The organism is Weizmannia sp. FSL K6-3076, assembly GCF_038007245.1.
GTDB lineage: Bacteria > Bacillota > Bacilli > Bacillales > Bacillaceae_C > Weizmannia > Weizmannia faecalis.
Window position 1 is genome coordinate 3211290 of sequence record NZ_JBBOWU010000001.1, and the last position, 22585, is coordinate 3233874.

19 protein-coding genes and 1 pseudogene are annotated in these 22585 nt (G+C 42.2%); 9 read left to right on the forward strand and 11 right to left on the reverse strand.

What is annotated here, in order from left to right; all coding sequences use genetic code 11:
- The first annotated feature begins 124 nt into the window (after positions 1–124).
- Positions 125–685: a hypothetical protein gene (locus NSS95_RS15190; protein ID WP_013860643.1), complete on the forward strand. Its 561-nt coding sequence runs from the start codon at positions 125–127 to the stop codon at positions 683–685.
- A gap of 194 nt (positions 686–879) precedes the next feature.
- Here NSS95_RS15190 and NSS95_RS15195 read toward each other — a convergent pair.
- Both NSS95_RS15195 and NSS95_RS15200 read right to left on the reverse strand, forming a co-directional pair.
- A pseudogene (locus NSS95_RS15195) lies at positions 880–1186 on the reverse strand (hypothetical protein); the annotation flags it as partial.
- 115 nt (positions 1187–1301) lie between these two features.
- Positions 1302–2150 (reverse strand): MFS transporter, encoded by an 849-nt coding sequence (locus tag NSS95_RS15200; RefSeq protein WP_052749699.1) that lies wholly within the window; start codon positions 2148–2150, stop codon positions 1302–1304.
- A 248-nt stretch (positions 2151–2398) separates the two neighbouring features.
- Between NSS95_RS15200 and NSS95_RS15205 the strand changes: the two genes are divergently transcribed.
- The 4 genes from NSS95_RS15205 to NSS95_RS15220 are packed head-to-tail and all read left to right on the forward strand — an operon-like array spanning position 2399 to position 5329.
- Complete coding sequence (locus tag NSS95_RS15205) at positions 2399–2911, forward strand: DUF6431 domain-containing protein (RefSeq protein ID WP_258435362.1); 513 nt, start codon at positions 2399–2401, stop codon at positions 2909–2911.
- Positions 2912–2953: 42 nt separating this feature from the next.
- Positions 2954–4306 (forward strand): DDE-type integrase/transposase/recombinase, encoded by a 1353-nt coding sequence (locus tag NSS95_RS15210; protein ID WP_328229178.1) that lies wholly within the window; start codon positions 2954–2956, stop codon positions 4304–4306.
- The gene (locus tag NSS95_RS15215) at positions 4299–5099 is read left to right on the forward strand and encodes an ExeA family protein (protein ID WP_326242890.1); all 801 of its coding nucleotides are present in this window, start codon (positions 4299–4301) and stop codon (positions 5097–5099) included. The genes NSS95_RS15210 and NSS95_RS15215 overlap by 8 nt, the downstream gene beginning before the upstream one ends.
- A complete protein-coding gene (locus NSS95_RS15220) occupies positions 5096–5329 on the forward strand; it encodes a DUF5348 domain-containing protein (protein WP_052123382.1) in 234 nt (77 codons plus the stop codon). The genes NSS95_RS15215 and NSS95_RS15220 overlap by 4 nt, the downstream gene beginning before the upstream one ends.
- A 145-nt stretch (positions 5330–5474) precedes the next feature.
- Here NSS95_RS15220 and NSS95_RS15225 read toward each other — a convergent pair whose 3' ends face one another.
- The 3 genes from NSS95_RS15225 to NSS95_RS15235 are packed head-to-tail and all read right to left on the reverse strand — an operon-like array spanning position 5475 to position 9579.
- Positions 5475–7094 carry a glycoside hydrolase family 13 protein gene (locus NSS95_RS15225; protein WP_151681018.1) on the reverse strand — a complete coding sequence of 540 codons (1620 nt, stop codon included), beginning with the start codon at positions 7092–7094 and terminating at the stop codon, positions 5475–5477.
- 21 nt (positions 7095–7115) lie between these two features.
- Entirely contained in the window at positions 7116–7994 is an 879-nt protein-coding gene (locus tag NSS95_RS15230; RefSeq protein WP_151697918.1) for an ROK family protein, read from the reverse strand.
- Positions 7995–8022: 28 nt separating this feature from the next.
- Complete coding sequence (locus NSS95_RS15235; protein ID WP_340714059.1) at positions 8023–9579, reverse strand: PTS beta-glucoside transporter subunit IIBCA; 1557 nt, start codon at positions 9577–9579, stop codon at positions 8023–8025.
- A gap of 167 nt (positions 9580–9746) precedes the next feature.
- Between NSS95_RS15235 and NSS95_RS15240 the strand changes: the two genes are divergently transcribed.
- Positions 9747–11057 (forward strand): transposase family protein, encoded by a 1311-nt coding sequence (locus tag NSS95_RS15240; protein ID WP_013858128.1) that lies wholly within the window; start codon positions 9747–9749, stop codon positions 11055–11057.
- A gap of 187 nt (positions 11058–11244) precedes the next feature.
- Here NSS95_RS15240 and NSS95_RS15245 read toward each other — a convergent pair whose 3' ends face one another.
- Complete coding sequence (locus NSS95_RS15245) at positions 11245–11703, reverse strand: glucose PTS transporter subunit EIIB (RefSeq protein ID WP_340714018.1); 459 nt, start codon at positions 11701–11703, stop codon at positions 11245–11247.
- Between the two features lie 213 nt (positions 11704–11916).
- Here NSS95_RS15245 and NSS95_RS15250 point away from each other — a divergent pair, with 213 nt between their 5' ends.
- Complete coding sequence (locus NSS95_RS15250; protein ID WP_328229177.1) at positions 11917–13398, forward strand: sucrose-6-phosphate hydrolase; 1482 nt, start codon at positions 11917–11919, stop codon at positions 13396–13398.
- A gap of 16 nt (positions 13399–13414) precedes the next feature.
- Positions 13415–14410 carry a LacI family DNA-binding transcriptional regulator gene (locus tag NSS95_RS15255; RefSeq protein ID WP_328229176.1) on the forward strand — a complete coding sequence of 332 codons (996 nt, stop codon included), beginning with the start codon at positions 13415–13417 and terminating at the stop codon, positions 14408–14410.
- A gap of 241 nt (positions 14411–14651) precedes the next feature.
- Here NSS95_RS15255 and guaA read toward each other — a convergent pair whose 3' ends face one another.
- The 5 genes from guaA to NSS95_RS15280 form a co-directional block, all read right to left on the reverse strand.
- Positions 14652–16205, reverse strand: a complete 1554-nt coding sequence (gene guaA, locus NSS95_RS15260) for a glutamine-hydrolyzing GMP synthase (RefSeq protein ID WP_328229175.1) — start codon at positions 16203–16205, stop codon at positions 14652–14654.
- 271 nt (positions 16206–16476) lie between these two features.
- The gene (gene nadE, locus NSS95_RS15265) at positions 16477–17307 is read right to left on the reverse strand and encodes an ammonia-dependent NAD(+) synthetase (RefSeq protein ID WP_328229174.1); all 831 of its coding nucleotides are present in this window, start codon (positions 17305–17307) and stop codon (positions 16477–16479) included.
- Positions 17308–17482: 175 nt separating this feature from the next.
- On the reverse strand, positions 17483–18949 hold the full coding sequence (locus tag NSS95_RS15270) for a nicotinate phosphoribosyltransferase (protein WP_061565641.1): 1467 nt from the start codon (positions 18947–18949) through the stop codon (positions 17483–17485).
- 28 nt (positions 18950–18977) lie between these two features.
- Positions 18978–19532: a cysteine hydrolase family protein gene (locus NSS95_RS15275; protein ID WP_014096834.1), complete on the reverse strand. Its 555-nt coding sequence runs from the start codon at positions 19530–19532 to the stop codon at positions 18978–18980.
- Between the two features lie 89 nt (positions 19533–19621).
- Positions 19622–20686: a dipeptide epimerase gene (locus NSS95_RS15280; RefSeq protein WP_014096833.1), complete on the reverse strand. Its 1065-nt coding sequence runs from the start codon at positions 20684–20686 to the stop codon at positions 19622–19624.
- A 213-nt stretch (positions 20687–20899) separates the two neighbouring features.
- Between NSS95_RS15280 and NSS95_RS15285 the strand changes: the two genes are divergently transcribed.
- Positions 20900–22576, forward strand: coding sequence for a DUF6044 family protein (locus NSS95_RS15285; RefSeq protein ID WP_061565642.1), 1677 nt, complete (start codon positions 20900–20902; stop codon positions 22574–22576).
- Positions 22577–22585 lie beyond the last annotated feature (9 nt).

The window sequence follows — 22585 nt, forward strand, 5'->3', positions numbered from 1 at the left end:
ATTCATAAAACTTTTTAGGTGCCTAAATTGCAACATTAAATGCAATACTTAATGAAATACCCGTAAACCTGTGATATAATAAACTGTGTTATGAAGCAATAAAACTAAATAGATAGGGGATATAATGAAAAAGCAAATTATTCATGTCACAGTTGCGAGTTCTATTTTGTTTAGTGTGTCTGTTCCTTTTACAACTCATATAAAAGCAGCAGAAGTATCTAATCAGCAAGAAAATGTTCATTTAACAAATACTGAAACTCAAAACTTATTAAAGTTACAAAATGAATTGCAAGCTCATGGAATTGCTGAGACAGACATTGTAAATGGGATTCAATCAAGTTTATCTGGAGAAGACACTGAAAACCATGTTGTTACAACATTTGGCGTGAAATCGAAAGCAGCTAAAGTAGCGGCAAAGTCCATGATAAAAAAACTCAAAAAAATTGGTAGAATCTCATGGGATAGAACTGTAAGGAATTATGTTAATAAACTGCCTATTTCAAAAGGCTCGAAAAGTACCCTGAAAAAATATTTAAGTTACGAATTTGTAATGAAGACCCTTAATATTGTGGTAGACTTTGAGGGCACAATAACGAATGCACTAACAACTCAATTAAAAAATATGGGTGTACCTAGTTGGTTAGCTGGAACAGCTGCAAGAGCATTGGTAACCTTATTACTTTGAGAGAATAAGGATATAGGAGTGGGTATTCTATGGAGTGGTTCTTAAAATCATTGATAATCATAACAGGAGTATATGTTATTGCCAATATCCTTTTTGATTTAAATTTCAATCCTGAAATACATATTGTAACAAAAATCATTCAAGCTTTGTTCTTTCTATTGTTATTAATCTATGTTGTTTTTTTTAAGACCGGATCAAAAAATAAATAATTGGAGCTTGCTGAACGAATCAGATACAAGCCCAGTTTTAAAATATAAAATAGTAAAGTGCAAATATTTCAAAAATAGCCCTGAGGTTTCCCTCCAGATTCATTTTGAGAAACTGAAGGGCTACTACTGTTTCACTGGTCTCCTGAAAGCATGTTCGAATAAGGCTTAACCCGCACCTGTGCTTACCTTCGCAAAAATCTTCCTTCAGCGGCGCTACGTTCAGAGGTATCCTGTCCTGCAACACGTTCTAAGGTTTTTCTTCCGTTTTGTATGGACGCCCCAACTTTGCCCCCCCAAAGAAACAAAAACAGGTGAACCGCACCCTCAGTGGGTTAAAATAGTTTTAGGATTAACATCTCACACTGGGAGGTTCACCTATACATAGCATAATTAAATATAAAGAAAATTTATTTTACTTCGTTGGTTGAAAGTCGCTTTGCATTTTTTCGTACAAAAGCGCATGCTATACAAGCCAAAGCAATAGCAGCCATCGGCAATAATAAACTTTCACGCAATGCTGTTAAATAACCACTTAAATGGCCGCCAAATTTTGTTGAAATATCAAAGACCGATTCAAATTCCGAACCATGATTCATGGCAGAAATTCTATTTTGTAATAAAGCCCCAACAGCCGCACTGCCTCCAACTGTTCCCAATTGGCGGACAGTATTCATCACCCCGGATGCTGCACCTGCAACTTCATCCTTCACTTCTTTCACGGCAACTGCTGCCGTCGGTGAAATTAATAACCCGTTTCCAAACCCAGTAATCACCATCGACAACATAAATTGCACCCAATAGTTATGGCCATTCATGATAAAAATAACCCATATCATCCCGATCAGGGTCAGCGCTAATCCTGCAAGCACAAGGTATTTCCCACCTATTTTATTTGAAAATTTTCCGGCAAATGGAGATACACACATGGAAATAAGTGATGCAGGAACTAACGTAAGTCCCGCCCTAAATGCATCATATCCCAAAATGGACTGAAAATATATCGAGAGAAGCAGCATTAACCCAAGGACGCCAATAGAAAAAAAGACTCCTACCACATTCATTAACGTGTAATTACGATCTTCAAACAAAGCAAATGGAATTAACGGATCCCGCTTCTGACGCAATTTTTGTTGAACATAGAATATGATAAAGATAACTACGGAAATAATAAGAATGCCGACAATGTACATGGACCATTTAAAGTGTTGGCCTTCAATTAATCCATAGGTTAAAAATAAACACGATAAAGAAACCAAGAGAACCCCCCATCAAGTCAAGCTGTTGTGTTTCTGACATTCCAAAATAGCCGAAAGTTGACGGAGTTGCCTGTCCGGAATTTGGCGGGTATAATGTCCTCATATTTATTATTCTGGAGAAAGGAAAAGGACATCCCCCACAACGTATAACTGTACTATCAGCTACACGGGGAATGTCCCACCAAAAACAACGATTATGGTTATTGTATCAGATTATAAGCTAATTGAAAACACTCAACTTGGAATTTTTGGTTAGGGGTGCGAAAAAAGTTCCTTCCCCTTGTTGTGGTAAACATATGAAGGTTATTGGGACAAGAGATCGAAAAGCCATTGATAGATCCGGAAAGAAGCATATTTATAATATCCGGCGGTTGCGATGTGAACAATGCGGAAAGATTCATCACGAACTCCCAGAGTTTCTGGTGCCTTATAAAAGATATAAAGCAAAATGTATTGAAATGGTTTTAACTAATCCATCCAACCATGATGTTCCGGCAGATGAATCAACCCTTTATCGTTGGCTAGACTGGTTTTATTTTTATGTAGAATACTGGATACATTGTCTTGTTTCCATTAAACGTCAGACCCAACAAGATGGGGAAGACCTTGAAGTTTTGCCCGAAACTGCAGGGACCGCACTCCAAAGATTAGAGGGATTGGTGGGCAATGAATCCGGATGGCTGGCACGTGTTGTCCGGCCCCTTGTAAATTTTTATTTATGGATACATACCCGTTCTGCATTCTTGTCCGGTGGGGGTTAATTTACACTCATGATAGATAAAGAGGAAAGGAGTCTATCATGAATGGATCATAAAAAAGCAGATGAAATTGCAGCCCAAAGGTTCCAACTTATTTCTCCTTTATTGGCGGAGGGGTTGGATGCCGGAAAAGCAAAGGAACTAAAGGAACAAATTTGTAAGGCCTCCGGTCTTTCCGAAAGGACGATCAGACGTTATTTAACGCAATTTCGAAAAGAAGGATTTTCAGGATTGAAGCCAAAAGGAAAGCAGTCTCAAATGAAGATTGGGACAATCCCGTCACATATTATCGAACAAGCTATTCTGCTTAGAAGGGAGATCCCCAGCCGAAGTGTGTCGCAAATCATACAGATCCTTGAATGGGAAGGTCTTGCAGAACCAGGGCAAATCAAGCGCTCAACCCTTCAAGACAAGCTATCGGAAAGAGGATACAGTTCTCGGCAAATGCGGCTTTATTCCCAGTCAGGAGTGGCAGCGAGAAGATTTCAAAAGAGGTATCGGAATCAACTTTGGCAATCTGATATTAAATATGGCCCCTACTTGCCGATTGGCCTAAACGGTACCAAGAAGCAAGTATACCTGGTCGTTATTATTGATGATGCGACAAGGTATGTTTTGCACGGTGAATTTTATCCAGCGCTTGACGCCCGGATTGTGGAGGATGCTTTTCGGCAAGCCGTGCAAAAATACGGAGCTCCAGAAGCTGTTTACTTTGATAATGGCAAGCAATATCGGACAAGGTGGATGGGGCGGACTTGTTCAAAACTTGGGACCCGGTTGGTTTACGCAAAGCCGTATTCACCTGAAAGCAAAGGAAAAATTGAGAGATTCAACCGTGTGGTCGACTCTTTCTTAGGGGAAGTTTCTCTAGATAAGCCACAAACGTTGGAGCGTTTAAATGAACTGTTTCAAGTCTGGCTGACAGAATGTTATCAGGAGAAGCCGCATTCTGCACTTGGAGAAAAAATCAGCCCCGGATCAGCTTTCAGAAGTGACCGAAAAGCACTTCGGTTTATTGATGCGGAAAAATTAGCAGATGCCTTCCTGCATTCTGAAACTCGAAAAGTGGATAAATCCGGCTGTATCAGTTTCATGGATCAAAAATACGAAGTAGGCCTGGCATTTATTGGGCAGAAAGTCGAAGTTATCTATGATCCTGCGGATCTGGAGGAACTCACCATTGAGTTTGAAGGGTATTCGCCATGGAAAGCTCATAAACTTGAAATTGGTGAAAGGTCAGGGAAAAGGCCATCCCTTCCAGATCACTTTCAAACTCAAGAAGCCGAATCATCAAGATTACTAAAAGCTGCGGAACAAAAGTATCGGGAACGACAGATAGAACAAACACCAGCCGTCTCCTTCCGCACAGTATGGAAGGAGGACGATGAAAATGTTTGAATCCTTCTATAATATGACTCATACGCCTTTTTCACGGGATATTCCGACTGAAAAGCTTTATGATTCTCCCATGATGCAGGAAATACTGGGGCGGTTAAAATATACAGCCGAAAGGCAGTTATTTGCGGTTTTAACTGGGGATTGTGGAACAGGAAAAACAACAACGATCCGTAAATTTGTTGACCGGCTCGATGACGGGAAATATAAAGTACTGTATCTTTCTGATTCCAAATTAACACCCCGCCATTTCTACAAGGGATTATTAGAGCAACTGGGATGCGAAGCGAAATTTTACAGGGGGGACGCAAAACGGCAGCTTCATCGAGAAATTGAGCTGATGAGAGGGATTCACGGCGTCCAGCCGGTAGTGATCGTAGACGAAGCACATCTCCTGGCTCGTGAAATGTTAGAGGAAGTCAGATTTCTACTGAATTTCAAAATGGATGCGCAAAGTCCAATGAGCTTGATACTTGTTGGACAAAGCGAATTATGGGACCGGCTGCGCCTCCAATCCTTCGCAGCGATCCGCCAAAGGATCGATATTCAGTTTAAGCTGGGATATTATGACAGAGCACAAGCTACAGAATATATCACCATGCATTTACAATATTCAGGAGTAACTGAACAAATTTTCACAGACGTAGCTTTGGATGAAATCCATCGCTTTTCCGGTGGAACTGCAAGGCTCATCAACAAAATTTGTACCCACTGTCTACTTTATGGGGCGCAAAATAGGCATCGAATTATTGACGACCATATGGTGAAACGTGTGATTGAGGGGGAACTCTCTTGAAAAATAAATGGATTGAAATGAAATATGATACAAAATTAGAAAGTTGGTTTGTTAATCAGGGAACTCGATCATTCGTCATGCATTGCGGAGAAAGTTTTACCCTTAAAATTAAGCAAAACGAAGGAATAGGTTGTCGTTTAGAGTTGGGAAGCAAATGGTACATCATTTTGGGTCCGGAAGGAGTTAGGTTGGATTTAAATCCTTACCAAGTTTATCAAATTCAGTTTTAGACTCATAGGGGAAGCCACGATCAATTGCGAACTGGCTTCCCCTTAATGGACAACGATTCCGTCAATTCTTGGACAAACAACATCGTCCATTTCATGCCATTTTGAAACGTTAGTAACACCCAAACTGCATTTGCTCAACTAATATTTATTCTTTCAACTGATAAATCACTGCTTCAAACGGCCTTAACTGGAGATGATTAATATTCTTAGATGAATCTTTATAATTACTTAGCAAAATTTGAATTTCAAGCGGCGCTTTCTGCTGATACTCAAACAAGGCCGGTTTGCTGTAAAAATTACAAACAACCAACAGTGCTTGGCGGCCGAGCACACGCTTATAAGCGTAAACATTCGGATGATCACGGTCAATCAGTTGATAAGTTCCCTCAATAAAAAGATTGTTTTCTTTTCTTAGGCGTATGAGTTTTTGGTAATGATAAAAGACCGATTCAGTATCTTTTAAATCTTTTTCTACGTTTATTTCTTTATAATTTGGATTAATTTTCATCCATGGCTCTCCTTGCGTAAAACCTGCATGTTTGCTTGCTTCCCACTGCATCGGGGTTCTCGCATTATCCCTTGCCTTCTTCTGGACGGAAGCCATGATGTCTTTTTCAGGATACCCTTTGCTGATTCTTTCTTTATACATATTCTGTGTTTCAATATCAGGATAATCGTGAATGGAATCAAAATATGCATTTGTCATACCGATTTCCTCACCCTGATAAATAAAAGGAGTTCCTTTCATGCCATGAAGCAAAGTAGCCAGCATTTTTGCCGACAATTTACGATACACCTTGTCGTCCCCCCATCGCGAGACAATTCTAGGTAAATCATGATTGTTCCAGAATAAACTGTTCCATCCGTCTTCAGCAAAAGTATCCTGCCATTTCGACAAAACATCTTTTAAATCGATTAAATTCAGTTCTTTTAAATCCCATTTATGCATACCCGGCTGCTTATCGAGCTGCATATGTTCAAATTGAAACACCATATTCAACTCGCATCGGGATTCATCTGTAAAAAGATGCGCATTATCCACTGTGGCTCCCCAAGTCTCACCTACTGTCATTGTATTTCTTGTACCAAAGGTAGCTTGATGCATTTCCTGTAAATACTCATGCAGATGAGGACCATTTTCTTTTATCATTTGATCAGGAACTTTCCCCAATAAATCAATCACATCCATGCGAAAGCCGCTAATTCCCTTATCCAGCCAAAAATTCATCATTTTCCATATTTCTTGACGCATCTTCGGATTTTCCCAATTCAAATCCGGCTGTTCCTTGCTAAAGAGATGCAGGTAATACTGCTTTGTCGTTTCATCGAAGGTCCATGCAGAACCGCCAAAATTGGATTGTAATTCGTTCGGATGATCTCTCCAAATATAGTAATCACGATAAGGGCTATTTTTGGATTTTCTTGCTTCTTGAAACCATCGATGCTGGTCAGAAGTATGGTTGACAACTAAGTCCATGATAATCTTGATTCCGAGCGCACTGCTTTCTTCAATCAAATTTTCCATATCTGACATGGAGCCGTATAATTCGGAGATCTGATAATAGTCACTGATGTCATAGCCATTATCAATTTGGGGAGATTCATAAACCGGGCAGAGCCAAATCACATCCACCCCCAATTTTTTTATATACGGCAATTTTTGAATAATGCCGTTTAAGTCCCCAATCCCATCGCCATTGCTGTCCATAAAACTTTTAGGATAAATTTGATATACAACACTTTTTTTCCACCAGTCTTTTCCCATCATCTGCCGCACCTTTCCACTTTAAAGGACAAAATTCGTTTTTGACGCTTCCTCTTTTGCAAGCAATAAACCGCCGATAATTCCAGCTTTATTTTGTAAACCCACAGGCTGAATATACTTTTCTACATCTGGAACATCCACATAACCATTCAGCATTTCCTTAAATTGCTGCCGGATGAATTGGAAAATCTGCTTCTGATTCATGATACCGCCGCCTAAAATAATTCTTTCCGGCCGGAGCACAAGTGTATAACTGACAAGTGCCTGGGCAATATAATAAGCCTCCAGTTCCCAAACTTTTGGATTGGTTGAAAGCTCAACCCCTTTCTTTCCCCAGCGCTTTTCCACGGCAGGTCCGGATGCCAGGCCTTCCAAGCAATCATGATGATACAGGCACATCCCTTCAAATTGGTCATCAGGATGGCGCTTCACTAAAAGATGCCCCATTTCCGGATGGCCGTATGCATTTAATATTTTGCCACTTTGGATAAACCCCCCGCCGATCCCTGTTCCAATCGTAAGATAAAGACAGCTTTCGGTTCCTTTAGCATTCCCTAATTTATATTCACCGTATCCTGCAACATTTACATCTGTTGTCCATGCAACCGGAACGGAAAATTTTTCCTTCAGTGCTCCTACAAAGTTATAATGGCGCCACGATAGTTTAGGTGTAGTTGTAATAAAGCCGTATGTGGGAGACTGACGGTTCACATCAATCGGTCCGAATGATCCTACACCAATCCCCTCTATTTTATATTGATTTAAAAATTGCAAAATTTTTGGCATAGTTTCATCAGGCGTGGTTGTTGGTATTGTAATTTCTTCTATTACTTCGCCATGTTCATTTCCTACGGCGGCAACAAATTTCGTACCCCCGGTTTCAATTGCCCCAAGTAGCATTTCGATCCCCCTTATCAAACGTTTTAAATTAAAGAGTAGCTTTCGGTGTTAAAGTGATGAACTGGCTCCCCTGTTTTACCTTATCATGATTAAATTCTTCAACAGCCGCATAATCTGCTGTGTTGGTCACGACGGTGATCACGGTTGGATCATAACCAAGTTCTTTAATTTTCTCCAGATCAAAACTGCATAGTTTGTCGCCTTGGTTTACCGTCTGACCTTTTTTTACGTAACTTGTAAAATATTCGCCTTTCAGATTAACCGTGTCAATACCAATGTGAATTAAAATTTCTGCTCCATCTTCCGTTTTAATGCCGTATGCATGATGTGTATCAAATACCGTGGTCAAAATTCCGTCACAAGGAGCATAGACATCGCCGTTTTTCGGCATGATGGCTGCCCCTTTACCCATTAATTCAGATGAAAATAATTTATCCTTCACATTTTTTAAGCTAATTGTTTCACCTTCAACCGGGGCAAAAATGATGCTATTACCAGCAGGGGCCGTAGCCGAAGCAGCCGTTTCTCCTATTTGTTCTTTTCCAGATACCCGTTCATTCGTAATCGTATTTTGTTCCTTTGCCGCCGCCCGTCTTCCATATATATACGTTGTTGTGAAGGCGATAACAAAACTTATTGCGCCACTCATGACAAAAGGCAAGATAGATTGTGAGCGAATGCAAATAAAACCAATTACACTTGCAGGTCCCATTGAAACTGATAACACATGGAACATGCCAATAAATATAGAAGCAATACCGGAAGCAACCATTGCACAAAAGAACGGATACCTTAATTTCAAGTTAATCCCGAAAATAGCCGGTTCTGTAATCCCCAAAAGAGCTGAAATACTTGCTGAAGAAGATAAGCTTTTTTGTTTTTTACTTTTTGTAATAAAGAATACGGCAAGACAAGCAGCACCTTGCGCAATATTAGCCATAGAGGCGATTGGGAATACAAACGATCCGCCGGTTTTTGCAATATCAGCCAAAAGTGTGGTTTCAATTGCAGGAAAACTTTGATGCAGACCGGTAATGACAATCGGTGAATAAAACAGTCCAAAGATTGCAGTTCCAACCGCGCCTGTTGCATTATATAACCACATAATTCCATTGGTTAACCCATCACTCACATCACGCATAACAGGCCCAACAAATGTAAACGTTAGAGATCCTGTAATGATAATGGCAAGCATCGGTGTGAACGTAAAATCAAATGCATTTGAAATATATTTATGGAAAAATTTCTCTAATTTAGCTAAAATCCATGAAACTACCAATACCGGCAAGACAGAGCCTTGGTAACCGGCCTGCGCGACTTTTAATCCAAAAATGTGCCAATAAGCCAACTCCCCTGATGCTTTTGCGCTAACAACATCATACCCGCTTGTCAATGCAGGAGATACCATGATCATCCCCATAGCAGCTCCTAAATACGGATTCCCACCAAACCGTTTGGTTGCGGAATATCCGATTAAAACCGGCAAGAAAGTAAATGGGGCAGCCGACATGGTATTGATAAATGACGCTATATCTTTCAGTCCCGGGTACAACAGCTCTGAGGAGTAAAAATTTTTCGTGATAATTTAACTATTCCCCCCCAAAAATGCGGCTAAATATGTAATAATTTAAATAATTAGAGCTTGCTGGACGAATATTTTGGCATGGCTTAGTGACAAGTCGAATACAAGCTAAAATTTGATTCGTTCAGCAAGCCCTAATTAAACTTGGCTGTTTTGAGGGGGTTTTTATTTTGGTTACTAGAAAAGAAAAAAGAAATCGTGAAAAAGAAGCAAATTATTTTTTCGAGTTCCTTAAAATTCAGAAGCATTTTTTCAAAGACCTGATGAATAACCTAAAAAAGGTAGCAGACCACCGACATCAAAGCTATATCACTTATGGTCCAGAGGTCCTTTTATTTACGATGATGTTGAAAAATATGACCGGCCTAAAATCCATGAGAAACATGAGTGAGAGTTTTAATAAAGAAGAATGTATTAAAAATGTAGGGAAGGTGTTAGGCTTAGATTCTCTTGAAGAACTTCCACATTATGATACAATTAACGACTTTTTATCTGGCTTAGATGTAAATGAATTAGAAAAAATTAGAACGTATATGATTAAAGAATTATTGAAAAAAAGGTCTCTCGAGTCTTATCGAATTGAAGGAAAGTACTGGGGTGTCATCATTGATGGAACTGGATTACACACCTTTCATGAGAAACATTGTAAACACTGCCTGAGACGGGCATATACAAATAAAGAAACAGGAGAAACGAACGTACTTTATATGCACCATGTACTTGAAGCCAAGCTTGTCGTGGGGGATATGGTCTTCAGTATTGCCTCCGAATTTATCGAAAATGAATCAGAAAATGTTTCTAAGCAAGATTGTGAATTAAAAGCCTTCGACAGGCTGGCAAAGAAAATAAAAAAAATATTTAAAAGACTACCGATTTGTATCTTGGGAGATAGTCTCTATGCATGTGAAACGGTATTTAATCTGTGCAGGGCGCACAAATGGAAATATATATGCAGATTTAAGGAAGGGAGAATTAAAAGTATCTCGACGGAGTTTAAGGCAATAAAAGAGCTGGAACAAAGTAAGGATCAGAATTCATTAGTTTGGGTGAATGATATTGCCTACAAAGACAGAACGGTCAATCTGATGGAGGCCACAATGAAAACAGAGGATGGGAAATCGAAAGAGTATGTATTTATAACGGATATTAAAATCACGAAAAAGAACGTGGAACGACTCATCGCTGCAGGAAGAAGCCGCTGGAAGATTGAAAATCAAGGATTTAACGAACAAAAAAATAATCGTTACAATATAGAACATGCCAATAGCCAAAACTACACAGCCATGAAAAATCATTATTTATTAGTTCAAATAACAGATATTATTAGACAGCTGTTTGAAAAAGGTTCGTCAATCTTAAAAGCACTCAAAAAAACGGCAAAAGAAAAATCCTCAAATCTGTTGGAATCGTTTCGGACACGCATTTTAACAGACGAGGATTTCACCCATTTAAGTAAGCCAATACAAGTAAGGTTTACTTAATGGTTATATTATAGCAAAGGATGTGATGTAAAAAAAGGTTTTTTTGAAGTTATCCACAATTTTAAAAAAGAAATTTGCAAATTCGGCTCTTTTTGACTTTGAAAGCAGAAAAAATAGATGGAAAAATTTTCTAAATGTGGATAAGTCATTTTATCATAAAACATCTAAAAATTGATGAATTTACTCTTCAGAACTGCGGGTACAATTCCACTATTGCCTTCTTTGTGAATAGGTGTTCCGCTGTCAATACATTGTTTAAAGCCATCAGCAAACCGCCGGCAACAAGTGCAGGAATAATTGGAACAAAAATATCAGATAATACCTTGATTAATCTTAATAATACATTTCCCTGTTTTTCATTCGAAGTTTTTTTCACATCCTCCGTTGTCATATCCGGAAGGCCGGTTAATTTGATCAACTCAGCATAAACTTTATCGACATCCCCCGGTCCTATAATAATTTGGTACTGGCCGTTTGTTTTAAATGTACCTTTTACATCCGGATGCGCATCCAATGCTTTTTGGTCTATTTTTGATTCATCATTGATAACTAAGCGCAGCCTTGTCGCGCAGTGGGCTGCAGCTTTTATATTATCTTTGCCATTTAAAGCGTTTAACACGTCTTTTGCAACCTTTGCATGGTTCATCGTGTACACCCTTTCATATTTTTGTAACCGTTTCACATACTAATATACTATCTTTTTATTATATGTCAATCGTTTATCATATTTTTTATTATTTTTTTATGTTTTACCATCATTTAAGATATTTTGTATGTTATACGATTGACATATCACTTTGTTTACAGTACATTAAATCCAGGAGAACGCTTTCCTTGAATTTGGGGAGGTTTTATATATATGGAATGGAATCGAGCATTACGTTATAAAAATCTAAATGAGTGGTCTGAGGAAGAAAAAAAGCATTTACTTCTTCAAATAGAAAATTCTCCGTGGCGGCTGCATTACCATATTCAACCTGAAAGCGGATTGTTGAATGATCCAAACGGATTTTCTTTTTTTAATGATGAATGGCATCTATTTTATCAAAATTATCCGATGGGGCCTGTCCATGGTTTAAAATGCTGGTATCATCTTAGTTCAAAAGATCTTATCCATTGGAAAGGGAAGGGGCTGGCCATATTGCCGGATACAGAGTATGACAGTCACGGCTGCTACTCCGGATCTGCAATCCCGGTTGAAGACCGTTTATTTATCATGTATACAGGAAACGTCCGAGATAAAAACTGGAACAGATTCCCTTACCAGCTTGGAGCGTGGATGGATAAAAAAGGTCGGATTTCCAAATTAAAAACTCCATTAATTGCAAAACAGCCAGAAAATTACACGGACCATTTCAGGGATCCGCAAATTATCCGTTATCATAATTCTTACTATGCTTTGATCGGTGCCCAGACGAAACAAAAAGAGGGGAATATCTTGGTTTACCAATCCAAAGACCTGAAAAACTGGGAATTCAACGGACCGCTTGAATTCCCGTTAAAGAATTTGGGATATATGATTGAATGCCCGAATATCGTATGGGTGGATCAAAAGCCGGTCCTTATATTCTGCCCGCAAGGCCTCGACCAAAATATTTTACACTATCAAAATATTTATCCCAACACTTACTTAATTGGGGATACGTTCGACCCTGAGAAAAACCGTTTTGAATCTAAATATCTCCTGCATAATTTGGATGAAGGATTCGATATTTACGCTACGCAGGCCTTTAACGCACCGGACGGGCGCACACTTGCAGTCAGCTGGATCGGCCTTCCTGAAATCGATTATCCGACAGATCAGTACGGTTGGGCGCATTGCTTGAGTTTAATCAAAGAATTGAAAATACAGGACGGCCATCTTTATCAATTTCCTGTAAAAGAAACAGAGAGCCTTCGCGGAAGGAAAATTGAATTGGACGGGGTCTTAACAGAACAGACCCAGCTGATATTGAATCAAAATGAGACAGCTTATGAATTGGAAATCATTCTGAAAGGGAACGGGGAAGGTAAATTACAATTGGCTTCGGACGGGCATCAAGCGTTAAATCTTATTTTCAACTTTGCTGATGGAACATTGGTCCTGGACCGCAGCCATGCGGGTATCCCTTTTGCACAGCAATACGGAACTTCCAGAACCGTCCAAATTCCAAAAAATACCCCGCTGAACCTGCGTATTTTTATGGATGCTTCTGTCGTTGAAATTTTTTTAAACCATGGACACGATGTGTTAACATCTCGTCTCTTTCCAAGCAAAAAACAAACAAAGATCTTCTTGGAAACAAACCATCATTTAGCTTATAATGGGAACTACTGGAGTCTTCATTCTATTAATAAATAGAGAAGGATAATGAAAATTGAGACCAAAATTAACAGATGTAGCTAAAGAAGCAGGAGTTTCCCCAACAACAGTATCCCGGGTCATCAATAATTATGGATATTTAAGCGAAGAAACGAAAAATAAAGTGTTCCAGGCTATGAAAAAACTGAACTATCAGCCGAACACTGTTGCACGTTCGCTTCACGGTAAGCAGACCAATCTGATTGGCGCCATTTTTCCTTCCGTCAGCAACCCTTTTTTCGGGGAACTGATTGAAAAAATAGAAAATAGGCTTTTCCTTTCCGGATATAAAACAATTTTATGTAATAGTGCAGATAATAGAGAAAAGGAACGTTCCTATATTAATATGCTTATTGCCAATCAAGTGGACGGCATTATTGCGGGTGCCCATAATTTAGGGATAAAGGAATATGACCAGTTTGGGCTGCCCATTATCTCTTTCGACCGATATTTATCCGATAATATTCCAATTGTAAGTTCCGATAATCATCAAGGCGGTGAGCTTGCAGTTCAGGAACTCTATCAAAATGGTGCAAGAAATATTTATTTATTTGCAAGCAGCAATAAGCCGAACAGCCCGACACACAGACGGAGAACCGGTTACTTGGAGGCAATGGTCCAATTATCTTTAGAGCCCCATGTAAAAGATATCCCTTTTGAAATGCTACCAAGTGTAAAATCGCTAACCATCAGGCAAATTTTGAGCTCAGAAAAAATCGATGGCATATTTTGTACAGATGATTTGACTGCCCTTATTGTATTGCAGCAGGCAAAAGAGTTGGGAATAAAAGTTCCACAAGAATTAAAAGTTATCGGGTATGACGGAACAAAATTTATTCAAAATTATCATCCTGAACTTTCCACAATTGAACAACCGATCGAAGACATTGCGCAACTATTGGTTGAATTACTCCTTAAAAGAATTACGGACAAAAAAGTGCAATTAGAAAAACACTATATGCTACCGGTAAAATTAATCCGCAGCAAGTCCACATCACAATTTGTCGACTGAATTAATTTGAAGAGCTATTCCGCTGGGGACTAAGCTGTTTAAAGAGGGAAAGACCAGATCACAGAGAAAAACCCGTTAAGAAAAATTCTTTTTCTCAACGGGTTTTCCTATTTAAGTTGCATTTGGGGAAAGCTCTAACTCTCATTTAGAGTAAAATCAATATCGGTCAGGCAACTTTTTGGCAAATTCTTTAAAAAAGAATTTGCCAAAATTGTTGTTACAAACAATTGTCCCGCGCTTCCTACTCCCACTCAATCGTTGCCGGCGGTTTGCTCGTGATGTCGTAGACGACGCGGTTGACGTGCGGGACTTCGTTGACGATGCGGGTGGAGATTTTTTCGAGCACTTCCCATGGAATGCGCGCCCAGTCGGAAGTCATGCCGTCGATGGATGTGACAGCACGGATGCCAATGGTGTAATCATACGTGCGCGCATCGCCCATGACGCCGACGCTGCGGATGTTCGGCAGCACCGTAAAATACTGCCAGATCTCGCGGTCGAGGCCGGCGTTTTTGATTTCTTCGCGCAAAATAAAGTCAGATTCGCGCACCATCTCGAGTTTTTCTTCCGTAATCTCGCCCAGCACGCGAATGCCGAGGCCCGGGCCCGGGAACGGCTGGCGCCAGACGATTTCGTCCGGAATGCCGAGTTCGGTGCCGACTGCGCGCACTTCGTCTTTAAATAATGTGTTCAGCGGCTCGATTAACGTAAACTGCATGTCTTCCGGCAGGCCGCCGACATTGTGGTGCGACTTGATTGTCTGGGCAGTCGTTGTCCCGCTTTCGATGACATCGGTATACAATGTTCCCTGGGCAAGAAAATCAATCCCTTCGAGTTTTGCCGCTTCATCATCGAAGACATAAATAAATTCATTGCCGATGATTTTCCGTTTTTGTTCCGGGTCGGAAACACCTTCCAATTTTTTCAGGAACCGTTCTTTCGCATCGACTTTAATGACGTTCATATTAAAGCCTTCCGAGAAAGTTTTCATCACACTCTCTGCCTCGCCTTTACGCAAAAGGCCGTGGTCCACAAAAATACACGTGAGCTGGTCGCCGATTGCTTTATGGATCAATACTGCGACAACGGAAGAGTCGACCCCGCCGCTTAAGGCGCACAGCACTTTTTTGTCCCCTACCGTTTGCCGGATTTTTTCAATTTCCATCTCGATGAAGTTTTCCATTGACCACGTTCCGCTACAGCTGCAAATTTTAAAAGCAAAATTGCGCAAAAGTTCATTGCCGTAAACAGAATGGCGTACTTCCGGATGGAACTGGACGGCATACAATTGTTTGTCCATGTTGCTCATTGCGGAAATCGGGCAGTGGCCACTGCTTGCATCCACCGTAAATCCGGCCGGCACTTCCGTCACAAGATCCCCGTGGCTCATCCAGACCACCTGATCTTCCGGAAGCCCGTCAAACAACCGCCCCCCGTTTTCTGCATGGATTGTTGCTTTTCCGTATTCACGCCGGCTGGCGGGTTCAACTTTGCCGCCGTATTTTTTTGCCATCAGCTGCATGCCGTAGCATATTCCCAGAATTGGCACGCCAAGATTAAAAATTTCTTCATCCACATGGAATGCGTTTTGGTCATAGACGCTGTTCGGGCCGCCCGAGAAAATAATGCCTTTCGGGTTCATGGCCTTGATTTCCTCCGCTGTCAAAGTGTGCGGATGGAGCTCGCTGAATACGCCAAATTCGCGGATCCGGCGCGTAATCAGCTGGTTATACTGGCTGCCAAAATCCAAAACCACAATTTTTTCTATATCTTTCACATCGAATGCTTTTGCCATTGAATTTCCCCCATGTACTTTTATCCAAAAAACGGAACCTGATCTTTCAAGCAGGATTCCGGCCTGATTTTTTTAAATAGGTGAGACTCCTCAGCCGGGTCCCTGTGCTCCCTTCCCGGCGGAATTTTCCCGCTTCCTTCATCTGGAAGCCCTCTATATTCACTTTTCACAGAAATTTTGCTTCCTTCGCCTGGAAGCCGGCTGCTTTCACTCGCGGCCAAAAATTTTGCCGGGTTCCTGCACTTGGAACCGCTTTGGGAGGCCGGCTTTATCATGATTTCCAAAAATCATCAAAAATCGTAATCGGCATATGGCGTTTGTGCTGCCCTTTTACATACCAGGACTCGATGGTGGCTTTTGCTTTCGGGGAAATTTCTTTGCCTTCCAGGTAATCATCAATGTCATCATAGGTTACCCCTAATGCCACTTCATCGGCAAGCTGCGGACGATCGTCTTCAAGATCAGCTGTCGGCGTTTTTAAATAGAGCCGTTCCGGACAGCCGAGTTCTTTCAAAAGCATTTTGCCTTGACGCTTGTTTAACCTGAAAATCGGAACAAGGTCCGAGCCGCCGTCGCCATATTTTGTATAAAATCCGGTCACATTTTCAGCTGAATGGTCGGTACCGAGCACGACACAATTTTCCATCGCAGCAATGCTATACTGGACTTTCATTCTTTCACGCGCTTTTTCATTTCCTTTCGCATAGTCGGAAAGGACGATGCCCGCTTTTTCCAGGGACGCTTCGCTGGCATCAACGGCCGGCTTGATGTTCACGGTGATGTCCTTGTCCGGCTGGATAAACTGGGCGGCCAGTTCCACATCATCCGCATCTTTCTGTTCGCCGTAAGGAAGGCGTACTGCAATAAACTTGTATTCCTGGTTGCCGGTTTCTTCTTTCATTTCGTTGATGGCGATCTGCGCAAGCTTCCCTGTCAAAGTGGAATCCTGGCCGCCCGATAAACCAAGCACGAATCCTTTCAGGAACGGGTATTTTTTTAAATAACTTTTTAAAAAATCAACACTTTTACGGATTTCTTCTTTCGGGTCAATGACCGGTTTTACTTTCATTTCTTCCACAATTCTTTTTTGCATTGCGTCCATTTTTTTATCCTCCTTATCCGCATCTATATAAAATGAACGTAAGGATTTACATCAAGCCCGGTCGCCATTTGCATAATGGTTACTTTTTACAGCAGGCAACAGAGCCGCGATATTTTGTTCATTTTATATATTGTTCTTTTGCCACAAAACAGATGGAAAAAACCACCATCATCATTTAATCTTCTTCAAGCCGAATCACTTTTTGCCGCACTTCTTCTATATTGCGCATTTTGTTGTCCCAGCATTTTTGGCTCAAATCGACCGGGTATTCTTCAGGATTGAGAATGCGTTTATATTCGTCCCACAACAGGTCCAAATTATCTCTCGCATATTGTTTGATCGCATCCAGCGGCGGAAGTTCGTATACGAGCCGCCCCTTTTCATAGATGGTTTCATGGATATTGATGGCTTCAAAGTTTGTGACATATTTGCTGATAAAGGTATGGACAGGATGAAACATCTTCAGCCGCTTTTCCGCTGCCGGATTTTCGTCCTGCATGGCAATATAGTCGCCCTCCAGCTTGTTTGTCCGTTTGTTTAAAATACGGAATACTTTTTTCAGCCCCGGTGTTGTCACTTTTTCGGCATTGCTTGAAATTTTAATCGTATCCTGCATTTCCCCGTTCCCGTCTTCGATGGATACCATTTTATATACCGCACCGAGCGCCGGCTGGTCAAATGCCGTAATCAGTTTCGTCCCAACGCCCCATGCATCAATTTTCGCACCCTGGGCTTTTAAATGGAAAATCGTATATTCATCCAAATCACTGGATGCAAAAATTTTCGCATCCGTAAATCCGGCTTCGTCGAGCATTTCCCGTGCCTTTTTCGATAAAAAAGCCATGTCGCCGCTGTCCAGGCGGATACCAAGAAAATTGATTTTATCGCCAAATTCTTTTGCCACTTTGATGGCGTTCGGCACGCCCGAACCCAGTGTATCATATGTATCGACAAGAAAAATGCAGTTCTTATACGTTTCCGCGTATTTTTTAAAAGCGGTGTAATCATCCCGGTATGCCTGTACCATCGCATGGGCGTGCGTGCCACTCGTCGGCATGCCGAACACTTTCCCGGCCCGGACATTACTTGTTCCGTCAAATCCGCCGATGTAAGCCGCTCGCGTTCCCCACACGGAAGCATCCAGTTCATGGGCGCGCCTTGAACCAAATTCGAACAAGGCAGCATCATCACCGGCGACTGACCGGATTCTCGCAGCCTTTGTCGCAATCAGCGTCTGGTAATTGATGATATTTAAAATGGCGGTTTCGATGATTTGTGCTTCAGCCAAAGACGTTTCCACCTGGATCAGCGGTTCGTTGCCAAAAACGAGTTCCCCTTCGCGGACGGAGCGCAACGTTCCGGTGAAGCGCATTTCTGACAAGTACTGCAAAAAATCCTCGCTGTAATGGCCGGTGCTGCGCAAATAGGCAATATCTTCTTCAGTGAAGTGAAAGTGGTTCAAATAATCCACAATTCGCTCAAGCCCCGCAAAGATGGCGTAGCCATTTCCGAACGGTATTTTTCTGAAAAATGCTTCGAACACCGCTTTCCGGTTGTGGATACCGTCTTTCCAATAGGCCTGCGCCATGTTGATTTGGTATAAGTCTGTGTGAAGCGCTAAACTGTCATCTTTAAAACGCATGCTCTCGAATCACTCCTACCTAATGGGTTTACCGCACTTCCGCTCCGAGCGAACCTTTAAAATGGCTTAATGCCCATTTGTGCCCGTCCGGATTAAAACTTGCCACCGCGTTTTCGTGGACCACCAGCTTGAATCCTTTATTGTAAGCATCCACTGCCGTATGCAGCACGCAAATGTCTGTGCATACCCCGCATAAATGGATTTCTTCTATGCCCCGTTCCCGCAGCCGCAGCTCCAGATCCGTCCCGCAAAAAGCGCTGTAGCGGGTTTTATCGATCACATGAACGTTTTTCTTCCCTTTCCACGCTGTAAAAAGCGGCTGCAGTTTCCCGTACAGGTCGCGCCCGGGTGTGCCTTTGAGATTATGGGGAGGGAACAATTTCGTTTCCGGATGATAAGGATCATCTTGTTCATGGCAGTCGATTGCGAAGACCACGTAATCGCCGTTTTCAAGGAATGACTTCGTAAGCGCCACAATGTTTTCTTCAATCTGCTGCCCCGGTTTGCCGCATGTCAACCGGCCGTCGTCAGCTACGAAGTCATTGGTATAATCAATATTGATTAACGCTTTTCGGGCACCCATATGGATCCTCCGTTCATTTTAAATTATCCTTATTGTACACGAAAGATGGCTTCCGGCAAAATGTTTCATGCCGGAAGTTTATGGATAACCTACACAGGCTGGACGATGCCGATACCAGGCTGATCAGAGAGCAGGACGTCCTCGCCGTCATAGGTTAAATGATCCGGTTCTTCAGACAACCAGAGTGGCGCGTCCAGATCCATATAGACAACATTCGGATGGGCGGCCGCAAAGTGGGCAGCTGCCGCCACGGAAAGTGATGGCTCCATCATGCTGCCAACCATGCATTTCACACCGTTTGCTTCTGCAATGTCGGCAATTTTCCACGCTTCAGAAATTCCGCCGCATTTCATCAGCTTAATATTGATAAGATCGGCAAATCGGCCCGCGATCAATTTCAGCGCGTCTTTTGCCGAAAACAGGCTTTCATCTGCCATGACCGGCAGCTTTGTTCTTTCCGTTACAAACTTTAACCCTTCCCAATCATCGGCACGTACCGGCTGTTCGACAAACTCAATCCCGAAATCCTTTTTTTCCAGCTCTTGTAAAATTTGCACCGCTTGCTTCGGTTCCCACGCCTGATTGGCATCAAGGCGCAGTTTGACATCAGGCGAAACAGCGCGCCGGACCGCTTCAATCCGTTCGAGATCGATTTCCGGATATGTGCCGACCTTGATTTTCAACAGATGAAACCCGGCCTCCACGCTTTTTTCCGCATCCCATGCCATTTTTTCGGGCGTATCCACTCCGATTGTCATGGAAGTCCGGAGATTTTTCTGCCCGCCAAGATAGGCATACAGTGGAATGTTTAACCATTTGCTGTATGCATCGTAAAGGGCAATGTCGGCAGCAGCTTTTGCACTTGTGTTGCCCGTACAGCACCGCTGCACTTTTTTCAGGGCTTCCTGGAAATCACGCAAATCATGCCCGGAGAGCGCCTCCTTGATAGGCCCTGCCGCAACAGACATGATGCTTTCGGTTGAATCGCCTGTAATGACAACAGTTGGCGCAGCTGCCCCTGTACCTTTTATGCCATTGTCCAGTGTGATTTCCACTTCAATGCTGTCAATTTCATTGGCTTGCCGCAATGCTGTTTTAAACGGAACGAGCAGCGGAATGTTCCGGTAATGCACTTGCACATCTTTTATGATCATGGCAGCTTCTTCCCTTCATCCTGGCATTTCAAAGCCAATTTATGCTGGTTTTATTATATCATTAATAACGGGCCGGTGATTTAAACCCCGCATCATTTTTGCCTGTATTTTTTTGTGTGAACTTTTCCCTGGTTGCCCGCGTCTATTCAAACGTGCTTATGGAGAGAAGGGACCATACATCCAAAAATAGAAACGGGATGGTGTCAGACCGGAATGAAAATCAGTAATCATGAAAAAAATGCTTTATGGCTGGCCGTATGGATGCTGGCCGTCTACCTTTCGCCAATGTTTATTCTTGGCGGCAATATGCATATCCGGGTCCACGACAACCTGGATTCGAATATCGCCTGGTACCGGGTGCTCGACCGCAGCGGAGAACTGTTTGGCCCTCTGAATGCAACGATTCCGCAAATCATGAACGGGTTGCCGCGAAATGCGTTCGGGACGGAATTCAGCGGAATCCAGTGGCTTTACGCCCTGTTCCCTCCGGTCATCGCTTATACATTTAGCCAGACGATTACAAGAGTCTTTGCTTTTTTAGGAATGTACCTGTTACTGAAACGGCATTTCGTGCAAGGGCAGGACGGTTACTTCATCAGGGTATGGGTTTCTCTTGCTTTTGCGATCACCCCGTTTTGGCCGTCCGGCATGTTAAGCACATTGGGGATGCCGCTTGCGCTTTGGGCTTTTTTAAACATCAGGAACCGGCAGGCCACATGGAAAGAGTGGCTGGCGCTGACCCTTTTGCCTTTTTACTCCAGCTTTGTGCTCGGGTTCTTCTTTTTTCTGGCGGCGATGGGACTTTTGTGGATACGGGATGTGCTTGTGAAACGGGAGCGCAACTGGCCGTTCTTTTTTGCAATCGGCTGGATGCTGGTGCTGTATTTAGGGATTGAATACCGGCTTGTGTATTCCCTTGTCTTTTCCCATGAGCCGACAAGCCGGAATGATTTTGTTAGCTCGAAACTCGGCTTTTGGCACACGCTCCGGCTTGCGCTAAAAAATTATGTGTTCGGGCATACACATGATATGACCGTGCACACGTTTGTCATTCTGCCGTTCTCTTTTATCGCCATGTGGCTGATTTATAAAACAAAAGCATGGAAAAAGGAAAAACGGTATGTGCAGCTTTTTATGCTGAATGCCGTTTTATCGCTCTGGTATGCTTTCTGGTTCAACAAGGCATGGGAACCGTTAAAAGAAAAGATCAGCCTGCTGAATACGTTTAACTTTGCACGGTTTCATTTTTTGCGGCCGCTTATCATTTATACGATGTTTGCAGTGGGGGCATGGTTTCTTTGGAAACGCGGCAGAAAGTGGAAGGCATTCGTAAAATTTTGCCTCATCGCCCAGGTGGTTGTCCTGTTTGCGTTTAATCCTGAAATTTATTATCGTGTTGCCGGGAAACCTTCGTTCAACCAGTTTTACGCGACGGGCCAGTTTCACGAAATCGGCCGCTATATCGGCAAACCGAAAAGCGCTTACCGCGTCGCCAGCATCGGGATCCATCCGGCCATTGCCCAGTACAACGGTTTCTACACCTTAGATTCTTACAATAATTATTATCCGTTGTCTTATAAAAGGAAATTCCGAAAAATCATTGCCGGGGAACTGGAGAAAAGCCCGCAATTAAAAACGTATTTTGACCAGTGGGGGAACCGCTGTTATATTTTTGTCAGCGAACTGGGCAAGCATTATGAATTCCGGAAAAACAGCGGCGTCAAAATCCATCATCTTGCCATCGATACAAAAGCGTTTGAAAAGCTTGGCGGGCGGTATATTTTCTCGGCTGTCCCGATCCAAAACGCAGAAGAAGAGCATTTGCGGTTTTTAAAAACTTTCCGCAATGCCGACTCGGCGTGGACCATTTATTTATACGAAGTAAAGTAAGCATCATGC

What these genes read in the sequence shown, in the direction of transcription:
- NSS95_RS15190 (WP_013860643.1), top strand. Translation starts at nt 125, where the DNA reads ATGAAAAAGCAAATTATTCATGTCACAGTTGCGAGTTCTATTTTGTTT.
- NSS95_RS15210 (WP_328229178.1), top strand. Translation starts at nt 2,954, where the DNA reads ATGGATCATAAAAAAGCAGATGAAATTGCAGCCCAAAGGTTCCAACTT.
- NSS95_RS15215 (WP_326242890.1), top strand. Translation starts at nt 4,299, where the DNA reads ATGTTTGAATCCTTCTATAATATGACTCATACGCCTTTTTCACGGGAT.
- NSS95_RS15225 (WP_151681018.1), bottom strand. Translation starts at nt 7,094, where the DNA reads ATGGGAAAAGACTGGTGGAAAAAAAGTGTTGTATATCAAATTTATCCT.
- NSS95_RS15230 (WP_151697918.1), bottom strand. Translation starts at nt 7,994, where the DNA reads ATGCTACTTGGGGCAATTGAAACCGGGGGTACGAAATTTGTTGCCGCC.
- NSS95_RS15245 (WP_340714018.1), bottom strand. Translation starts at nt 11,703, where the DNA reads ATGAACCATGCAAAGGTTGCAAAAGACGTGTTAAACGCTTTAAATGGC.
- NSS95_RS15250 (WP_328229177.1), top strand. Translation starts at nt 11,917, where the DNA reads ATGGAATGGAATCGAGCATTACGTTATAAAAATCTAAATGAGTGGTCT.
- guaA (WP_328229175.1), bottom strand. Translation starts at nt 16,205, where the DNA reads ATGGCAAAAGCATTCGATGTGAAAGATATAGAAAAAATTGTGGTTTTG.
- nadE (WP_328229174.1), bottom strand. Translation starts at nt 17,307, where the DNA reads ATGGACGCAATGCAAAAAAGAATTGTGGAAGAAATGAAAGTAAAACCG.
- NSS95_RS15270 (WP_061565641.1), bottom strand. Translation starts at nt 18,949, where the DNA reads ATGCGTTTTAAAGATGACAGTTTAGCGCTTCACACAGACTTATACCAA.
- NSS95_RS15275 (WP_014096834.1), bottom strand. Translation starts at nt 19,532, where the DNA reads ATGGGTGCCCGAAAAGCGTTAATCAATATTGATTATACCAATGACTTC.
- NSS95_RS15280 (WP_014096833.1), bottom strand. Translation starts at nt 20,686, where the DNA reads ATGATCATAAAAGATGTGCAAGTGCATTACCGGAACATTCCGCTGCTC.
- NSS95_RS15285 (WP_061565642.1), top strand. Translation starts at nt 20,900, where the DNA reads ATGAAAATCAGTAATCATGAAAAAAATGCTTTATGGCTGGCCGTATGG.